The sequence below is a fragment of the Castellaniella defragrans 65Phen genome (assembly GCF_000612685.1).
GTDB classification, from domain to species: domain Bacteria; phylum Pseudomonadota; class Gammaproteobacteria; order Burkholderiales; family Burkholderiaceae_B; genus Castellaniella; species Castellaniella defragrans.
Genome location: NZ_HG916765.1, coordinates 3,944,949 through 3,952,818 on the forward strand (window position 1 = coordinate 3,944,949; position 7,870 = coordinate 3,952,818).

The 7,870-nt window shown below is 60.7% G+C and carries 7 protein-coding genes and 1 pseudogene; 5 read left to right on the forward strand and 3 right to left on the reverse strand.

The window, feature by feature from the left end; translation table 11 throughout:
• Window positions 1–662 precede the first annotated feature (662 nt).
• Entirely contained in the window at window positions 663–1,904 is a 1,242-nt protein-coding gene (locus tag BN940_RS17705) for an ATP-binding protein (protein ID WP_043678778.1), read from the forward strand.
• Window positions 1,905–2,114: 210 nt separating this feature from the next.
• On the opposite strand, the gene BN940_RS17710 is transcribed toward BN940_RS17705, so the two are convergent.
• Window positions 2,115–2,618: a DUF4351 domain-containing protein gene (locus BN940_RS17710; RefSeq protein ID WP_052355472.1), complete on the reverse strand. Its 504-nt coding sequence runs from the start codon at window positions 2,616–2,618 to the stop codon at window positions 2,115–2,117.
• Between the two features lie 478 nt (window positions 2,619–3,096).
• On the opposite strand from BN940_RS17710, the gene BN940_RS17715 reads away from it, so the two are divergent.
• The 4 genes and pseudogenes from BN940_RS17715 to BN940_RS19560 all read left to right on the forward strand — a co-directional run bounded on the left by BN940_RS17715 (window position 3,097) and on the right by BN940_RS19560 (window position 6,792).
• Window positions 3,097–5,178, forward strand: a complete 2,082-nt coding sequence (locus BN940_RS17715; protein ID WP_148305009.1) for a beta strand repeat-containing protein — start codon at window positions 3,097–3,099, stop codon at window positions 5,176–5,178.
• 147 nt (window positions 5,179–5,325) lie between these two features.
• Window positions 5,326–5,757, forward strand: a pseudogene (locus BN940_RS20365) (class I SAM-dependent methyltransferase); the annotation flags it as partial.
• 266 nt (window positions 5,758–6,023) lie between these two features.
• Window positions 6,024–6,173 (forward strand): hypothetical protein, encoded by a 150-nt coding sequence (locus BN940_RS20370; RefSeq protein ID WP_420864835.1) that lies wholly within the window; start codon window positions 6,024–6,026, stop codon window positions 6,171–6,173.
• Window positions 6,174–6,420: 247 nt separating this feature from the next.
• Window positions 6,421–6,792, forward strand: a complete 372-nt coding sequence (locus BN940_RS19560; protein ID WP_198408281.1) for a hypothetical protein — start codon at window positions 6,421–6,423, stop codon at window positions 6,790–6,792.
• Between the two features lie 372 nt (window positions 6,793–7,164).
• Here BN940_RS19560 and BN940_RS19150 read toward each other — a convergent pair whose 3' ends face one another.
• Together BN940_RS19150 and BN940_RS18740 are read right to left on the reverse strand one after the other, a co-directional pair.
• Window positions 7,165–7,488 (reverse strand): hypothetical protein, encoded by a 324-nt coding sequence (locus tag BN940_RS19150; protein ID WP_148305010.1) that lies wholly within the window; start codon window positions 7,486–7,488, stop codon window positions 7,165–7,167.
• On the reverse strand, window positions 7,475–7,867 hold the full coding sequence (locus tag BN940_RS18740; protein ID WP_084330883.1) for a calcium-binding protein: 393 nt from the start codon (window positions 7,865–7,867) through the stop codon (window positions 7,475–7,477). Before BN940_RS18740 ends, BN940_RS19150 begins: the two co-directional genes overlap by 14 nt.
• Window positions 7,868–7,870 lie beyond the last annotated feature (3 nt).

Below are 7,870 nucleotides of genomic sequence, written 5' to 3' on the forward strand. Positions count from 1 at the left end.
CGGAATATGTCGCGCTTCAAGGCATGGTCGGCCAGACGCTGGCTGATTCGCAGCATGGGTCTGATCGCACCGAACATTGACCCCGGAACGCCGCGGCCGAAAGGAGCATCGGCGGCGCAACAGCTACTTCACTCCACAGTCAGAAGCTCCAGCGGTGCGTATCCTCGCGGTACGCCACCTCGTTTGAAGCACAGCGCTGCGGTCCCAGGCTGGTCGAGTTGGTGGCGCAGGGCGGCGGCCATGCCCTGGATTCAGAGGCAGCTGCCAGGCTATCGACTGGTGTTCACCCGCGGAACACATCCTCCAGGGCGGCAGCGTCCAGGATGTTCAATGACCAGGTCTCCAGGTCCTCCATGCCGGCCGCGCGGATGCGCTGCCCCACGCCGGCATCCACCTTTTCTGGCCTTTCGGGAGGAAAGCACGGTCGTTGCCGGGCTGGTGACAGACAGACGATAAGCGGCAAAGCCCGATGAATCATAGGCCGGGAGCAGGCAGACTACACCGCTCACCGCCTTTGCCGGCGATGGGGTCGGGGGATTTTTGCGTTTGGCGAACGTGAAACCTATCCGTTCCGCAATTCACGCGACTTGATTCCGATATTTACGCCCATTGATTCCGTAATTTACGTTGTTGATTTCCGAGATTCACGATACCATTCCTGCATGAATGTGGTATCCCTTTTCCCGCGCTGGATCGAACCGCGCATCGCTGAAGCGCTGCTGGACACGCCAGTTGTGTTGTTGGCAGGTCCTCGTCAGGCTGGCAAGACAACGCTGGTACGGCAAATCGCAGAACAACAGGGATTGCGCTACCTGACCATGGATGACGAGCTGACATTGCTGTCGGCACGGGAAGATCCGGTCGGGATGATTCGTAGCTTGGATCGTGCAGTGATTGATGAAATCCAGCGTGCGCCTCAGCTCCTGCTGGCCATCAAGAAGAGCGTGGACGAAGACCGGCGTCCTGGCCGCTTCCTGCTGACCGGTTCGGCCAACTTGATGGCACTACCCGCCGTGGCCGACTCACTCGCTGGCCGAATGGAAACCCTGTCGCTGTTGCCTTTGTCGCAGAGCGAAATCGAGTCGCACTCGGCGAACTGGATCGATGGCGTCTTCGCAGGTCGGATACTCAAGGTGGATCAGCCTGCACTGGGCAATGACCTGGTCGAACGCGTGTTGCGTGGCGGCTACCCCGAAGCTATTTCACGCGCCTCGGCCAAGCGCCGTGTCGCGTGGGCGCGTCAGTACACCGACGCGATCATTCAGCGTGATGTGCGTGATGTGGCAGGCATCGAGAAGCTGGATCAGCTGCCGCGATTCCTCCGGGCCTTGGCGCAGACGGCAGGCCAGATGTGCAATTACACCCAGCTCGGCGGCCAGGTCGGATTGGATGGCAAGACGGCCTCGCGTTACGTCGGCGTATTCGAGCGGATGTACCTGCTCAAGCGGATCGATGTCTGGGCACGCAACCGCCTGAGCCGGGTGGTGAAGACGTCCAAGCTGCAGTTCATAGATTCCGGTCTGTTGGCGGCGTTGCTGGATCTGACCTTTGATGAGGTGCGTCAAGACCGCACGCGGTTTGGCAACGTGCTGGAGACCTTTGTCTTTGGTGAACTGCTCAAGCACACCACCACGGCTGATGGCGACTATCGCCTGATGTACTACAGGGATGCGGACAAGTTCGAGGTCGACGTCGTGATCGAGAATACGGCCGGACAGCTGGTCGGGGTCGAGGTGAAAGCTGCAGCCACCGTCAAGGAAGGCGATCTTCGTGGGCTGAAGAAGCTGGCCAGCCTGGCGGGCAGCCAATTCAAGATGGGCGTGTTGCTGTATGACGGCACCGAGACGATGCCCTTGGGGGACGGAATCTGGGCGGCGCCGCTATCGAGCTTGTGGGGCACCTGAGGCCGCGCCCATATGATTTGCCAAGGAGCCCAATATTGACGAACGGCCGCATGAGTGGTCGTCAGTTTTTCGAAGACGAGTTAACGCCGTTAACTATGGTGCAGTTCCTGCGATTTGCGTTGCAGCCCCCGATCCTCGTCCTGCAATGTCACCGCCCCCCTTGCAGCTTGGCGCTGGCCGCGCAGGTCACAAAGAGGGCTCTGGCGCTGTTCACCCGCGGAACACATCCTCCAGGGTGGCAGCGTCCAGGATGTTCAACGACCAGGTTTCCAGTTCTTCCATGCCGGCCGCGCGAATGCGCTGCACCACGTCGGCGCCCACCGCACCGAAGCGGCGCTGAAGCAGGCGCAGCAGCAGGTCGGCCTGGCCCTTGACCTGGCCCCGTTCCAGGCCCTTGGCAATGCCGCGCCGCTCGGCAATCATCACATAGCTCATCTTGCGCTCCCGTTCCAGGCGTTCCACCGCCGCCAGATACACCGGCTCCAGGTCCTTGGGCAGCCGCAGCATCCATTCGATCAGCCGCAGCAGCGGCTGGATCTGCTCATGGCCATAGCCGTACCCGTACAGCATCCGCACCAGGGATACCGCCGGCGCCACCCGCCGCGTCCCGGCCCGGTACCGCACGGCCTGCAGCTGCGCCATGACCACCACCGCAAACGGGTTCGTGCGCGCCAGCGATTCCAGTTCGTCCCAGCGATCCAGCCACTGGGACAAGTGTACATGTGGACCAGAATCCAGGCATCGGCACCGGCCCGATGGCGCACCCGCACCAGCCTGTCGGCATGCAGCCGCCCACGGCCGGGCGGGCCATCCGGCACGCCGAGGGCCTGCAGTTCCTTGTCCAGGAACTGCGGGGCGACCGACCAGTCGATGGCCGGGTACAGGTCCGGGGCCAGCAGCTCGATGGCCTGCCGGAAGAAGACCTCCATGGCCTCCTTCCAAGGACTGTCGTGGTCGTCGGCCGGGGAGGGCGCAGCGGCGCCTGCGCCGGCAGCAGGCGCAGCATCGTTCCGAGCGGGCATGGCGGGCTTCCGGATGCGGGAAGCCTCATTCTGGGCATGTCCCCACCACCCCGCCAGACTGGGAAGTACGAACGGATGAAAGCATCATAGTCATGCCTCCGCACCCTCATTTTCTGGCCGTTCGGGAGGAAAGCATGGTCGTTGCCGGGCCGGTGACAGACAGACGATAAGTGGCAAAGCCCGATGAATCCTGGGCCGGGAGCAGGCAGACTACACCGCTCACTGTCAATCAAGATAATCTGACCGGTACTGCCGGCAATGACACCTTCAATGCGCCTGCTGCACAGAACGGCGCGGGCGCCCTGATCAACACCTTGCAGAACGTCGACGTGCTCGACGGCGGCGCGGGGACTGATACCCTCAAGGCTACGCTGTTTGAAGCCGCTGCCGTGGGCGCAACGCTCAAGGGTATCGAAAACGTGGAAGTGCGTTTTGCCAACGCCGGCGCTTCGCTGAGCTTGGCCAACACCACCGGCGTCGAGTCCGTGGTTGTGGCTGAAAGCACCACCGCCGGCCTTGTGAGCAACCTGGGCGGTGTCGCCAACCTGACCGTCCGTGGCCAAAACTCGAATGCCAGCTTTGACGGCTCCACGGCCGCCACGCTGAACCTGACCCTGGACACCGTAGGCAAGGCCGATGCCGCCAATACCGTTGATCTGGGTACGGCCACCGCTGCCAAGGCCACCACGCTGAATGTGACTGCCAACAATGCCTACGTCACGGTGAACTCCACGAAGGCTGACGTCGCCACCACGCTTTCCGTGGCCGCTACCGGCACCAACGTGCTGACTTTCACCGACAGCGCTGCTACCGCCAAGGTTGTCACCGTCACTGGCGCAGGTTCGGTCAACCTGACAGGCGCGGCTTTTACCGCCGCCCTGACCAGTTTCGACGCTTCGGCTAACACCGGCGGCGTGAAGGCCGATATTCAGAGCAGCGCCACCGCCGCCGTCAAGGGCGGTTCTGGCAATGACGTATTCGACATGGACACTACAGTGACCGCCAACACGACAGTCGACCTGGGTGCCGGCAACGATGCCATCTACGTGGGCGCCAAACTGGCCAGCTTCAAGTCGATCGCTGGCGGGGAAGGCACCGATCTCATCAACATCACCGACGCCGCAACCTGGACGGCTGCCAATTCCAAGCTGATCTCCGGCTTCGAAACGCTGGATGTATCCGGTGGCAAGGGCGACTACGACGTGTCGCTCGGCGGCTTCGAGACGGTGCAGATCGACGAGGCCGTCAACGGCGCACTCTCTGCTGCCACCAAGCTCATCAACGCTGGTGCGGATTTCACGCTGAATGTGATGAGCAAGGCCAAGACCAATGCGGACTTTGACTTGGCCAACACCACTCAAATCGTTCTGAAGGATGCTACCGGCAAGGCTGACTCGGTGCATATCAATGTGGCTATCAACGATGGCAACAACGATGGCACTGCTGATGGTAACGTGATCTTCAAAACAAGCACCACTATTGCCGACGTGGAGAACATCAATATTCACTCCGCCGTAGCCACCATCGATACCGGGCTGAAGGCCAATGCCTATAGCACCACGTTCGATAACCTGATCATTGCCAATGCCACTACCCTGACGCTGACAGGTGACAGCGATATCATCTTCACGAAAGTGACGAATACAGGCAACACGCTGGCCAAGGTCGATGCCACCGGCTCCAGCGGCGACATCACGCTGAACGCCTCGGCTATCACCACGCAGATTGCCTACCAGGGTTCTTCTGGTGTGGATACCTACAAGGCTACTGACGGTGGTTCCATCTACGGTGGTGCCGGAAACGATCAGATTACGCTGGCAGCCGCTGGCAAGGCGGATACCATCATCTACAAGTCGGCTTCGGACGTGAGCTTCACGGACACCAATGCCGATGGCAAGATCGATGCTGGTGCGGTGGAAGCAATCGCCACGTTTACCACGGCAGCCTCTGCAGGCGCTAACCAGGCTGACAAGATTGACCTGTCCTCGTTCGGCTTCACCGGCTATGCCGCGGCGGATGCAGTGAACAAGGGCGCTCTGGCTGAAGCACTGGGTGGCGGCAACTTCCAGATGCAGATTGCCGATTTCTTTGCCGATGCGGCAGGTGATCGTGGCGTGGCTATTGGCACCAATGGTGGCAATACCTACGTGTTCGTGGATGCCGATGGTGACGGCAACTGGAATGCCGCGGCTGATCTGGCCATCCAAATCACAGGCGTTGTGAACTTCACGATCAACGATATTTCCCTCTGATATCATCCTGCATTATTCCCGGCCATAGGCCGGGAAGCGTTAAGACGGATAAGGCCGACCCCCGCCCTGGTTCAGGACGGGGGTTTTTCACATATCATTGCACATCACCCGATCCTGGGCATGTCCCCTGCCAATCACTAAAACATCATGAGCACTGTCTGGAACGAAGGCTACTTTACCGACGTGGCCTACACCTATGGCTACTACCGCGAGATCAACCCCGTGTTCCAGCGCTTCTGCCTGCTGCTGCGCGGCTTTGCCGCACCCGATGCGGCGCAGCAGCAGCACTGCGAACTGGGCTTTGGTCAGGGAGTCTCGATCAACATCCATGCGGCAGCCAGCCCGGACAGTTTCGTGGGCACCGACTTCAATCCCGCCCATGCGGCGCACGCCAATCAATTGGCCGCCATCTCGGGCAGCGGCGCACGCCTCTTTGACGACAGCTTCGAGCAGCTGCTGGCACGCACCGACCTGCCGCAGTTCGACAGCATCAGCCTGCACGGCATCTGGACCTGGGTGAGCCGCGACAATCAGAAGATCATTGCCGAGTTCGCCCGCCGCCATTTGAAACCCGGCGGGCTGCTGTACATCAGCTACAACTGCTTTCCGGGCTGGTCGCCGGCCTATCCGCTGCGCCAGCTCTTTGCCTTGCACGACCGCTTTATTCCCGGCGCCACGGGGGCCGTGCAGCGGGTCGAGGCCGCGATGAAATTCTCCGAGGGCCTGCTCGCCGCGCAGCCCAATTACCTCAAGGCCGTGCCGCATCTGCCTGAACGGCTGAAGAAGATCATGAGCAAAACCGCCACTACCTGGCCCATGAATACTTCAACCGCGAGTGGAACTGCATGTACTTCACTGACGTGGTCGATGCCTTGTCGCCGCCAAGCTGGATTTCGCCCTGCACGGCTGCACCGCTCGATGCGGTGGAGTCGGTGAACCTCAGTCCCGATGCGCAGACGTTCCTCGGAAGTATCGGCCATCCCATTTTTGCGTGAGCAGGCACGTGATTATTTCGTGAACCAGCAGTTCCGCAAGGAATCTCTATGTGCGAGGCCCTATCCGCCTGCCGCCGGTCCTGCGCCACCAGCAATTGCTGCAGACCCGTTTTGTCCTGCAGCAGCATGCGGCCGATGTTCCGCTGAAAGTGGCTGCGGCTGCCCGGCGAGGCTACGCTGCAGGAAAGCGGTGTACCGTCCCGTCCTGGATGCCCTGGCCAGCAACCAGTACGCACCAAGACGTTGCGTGAACTGGTGGCTGCCCTGCCCGCCGTTGCAAGAGGTTCAGGTCCTCGAGGCGCTGACCGTACTCGTAGGCACGAGTGCGGCGGCCCCTTGCCAGAGCGAGGCGGCTGCACGCCAGGTGCACAAGCGCTGCGATGCGCTGAACCGCCATCTGATCGAGCGTGCGCAGTTTCCCAATGACGTCGAGGTGCTGGCCAGTCCGGTGCTGGGCGGTGGTGGCCGGTGCGCCGATTCCAGCAGTTGTTCCTGCTGGCTCGGGCCCAAGGCCCGCAAGAATGCGCAGGAGTGGGCGCAGCACGCCTGGCGGATCATCGAGCGCAGGGTCAGCGCATCATCAAGGGAGGGCAAGACGTTGGAGTCGCCCCGACGATAACCTGGCCGAACTGACCCGCCAGGCCAATGAGTCGCTGAAAAGGGGGTGCCTTTGTTGAAGGCGCTCCAGGTGGCGTGACGGAAAGCAGCAGAACAAAGGCCTCGCAACCGAAATTGCGAGGCCTTTTGCGTACTGGCTCAGGCGTTTCATTCCATTCGTGCTAGCCCTCAGAAGCTCTTTTGAACTTCATTCGGTAGCGCTGCAGAATAACATCCGTCGCATATTCCTGAATCCAGCCCAACGGACAGAATTCAGGAAATTATTTACGAATGGCTTTGCCTGATAAATCGGGAGATTGATTACGCAATCGCCGGTGATATCACCACCAGCAAAGGGTCAGGCCAGCGGCTGCATTCACGCCAGTCAGCTGGATCAGGACATCATTGGCCCCGATACCCGCGTTGCGCCATCAGTGATGAACAGATAGCTGTTGCCACCATTAGCCCAGACCACGGAGGTACCAGCAGCATCCGCACCGACAGCAGTCAGCTGCGCAGCCAGAGTGGTATCCGTTCCAGCAAAGGTCGCCAAGCCATTAGCATTGATGCTGGCCGTCCCAGTCACCGGTGCCGTCGCGTGAGTAACCGCCGCCAGATTGGTGCCGCCAAAATCTATCTTGTTGCCAGTGCCGGCCGCCCAGTCGGTAATGGTGTCATAACCCGTAACGCTGTTGGCAGCCGAGCTACCCAGCAGCAAATACGAAGATATTGGCACCTGCACCACCAGAGAGGCTGTCGATGCCAGCACCACCGGTAATCGTATCGTTGCCAGCACCACCCTTGATGATATCGTTATTGGCAGAACCGGTCAGCGTATCATTTCCGGAGCCACCCAGGAGTTGAGCACCGGTACCAACGGCGTACGCCGAGGCATTGATGGTGGTAGCACCCGATGAACCCGAGGCGTCAACGATCAGGTTGGTTGCCGTCTGACCCCCTGCAATAGTGATGCTGTTCACACCAGCATTGCTGAGGGTGATGCTGCTGTCGAGCGAGATCGCATTCGTGGTTGTCAGCGTCACTCCACCAGTCGCGGCAGCCACGGTACCATTGCCGTCCAGCACCAGCTTTTCCACTCC

What these genes read in the sequence shown, in the direction of transcription:
- BN940_RS17705 (WP_043678778.1), top strand. Translation starts at nt 663, where the DNA reads ATGAATGTGGTATCCCTTTTCCCGCGCTGGATCGAACCGCGCATCGCT.
- BN940_RS20370 (WP_420864835.1), top strand. Translation starts at nt 6,024, where the DNA reads ATGTACTTCACTGACGTGGTCGATGCCTTGTCGCCGCCAAGCTGGATT.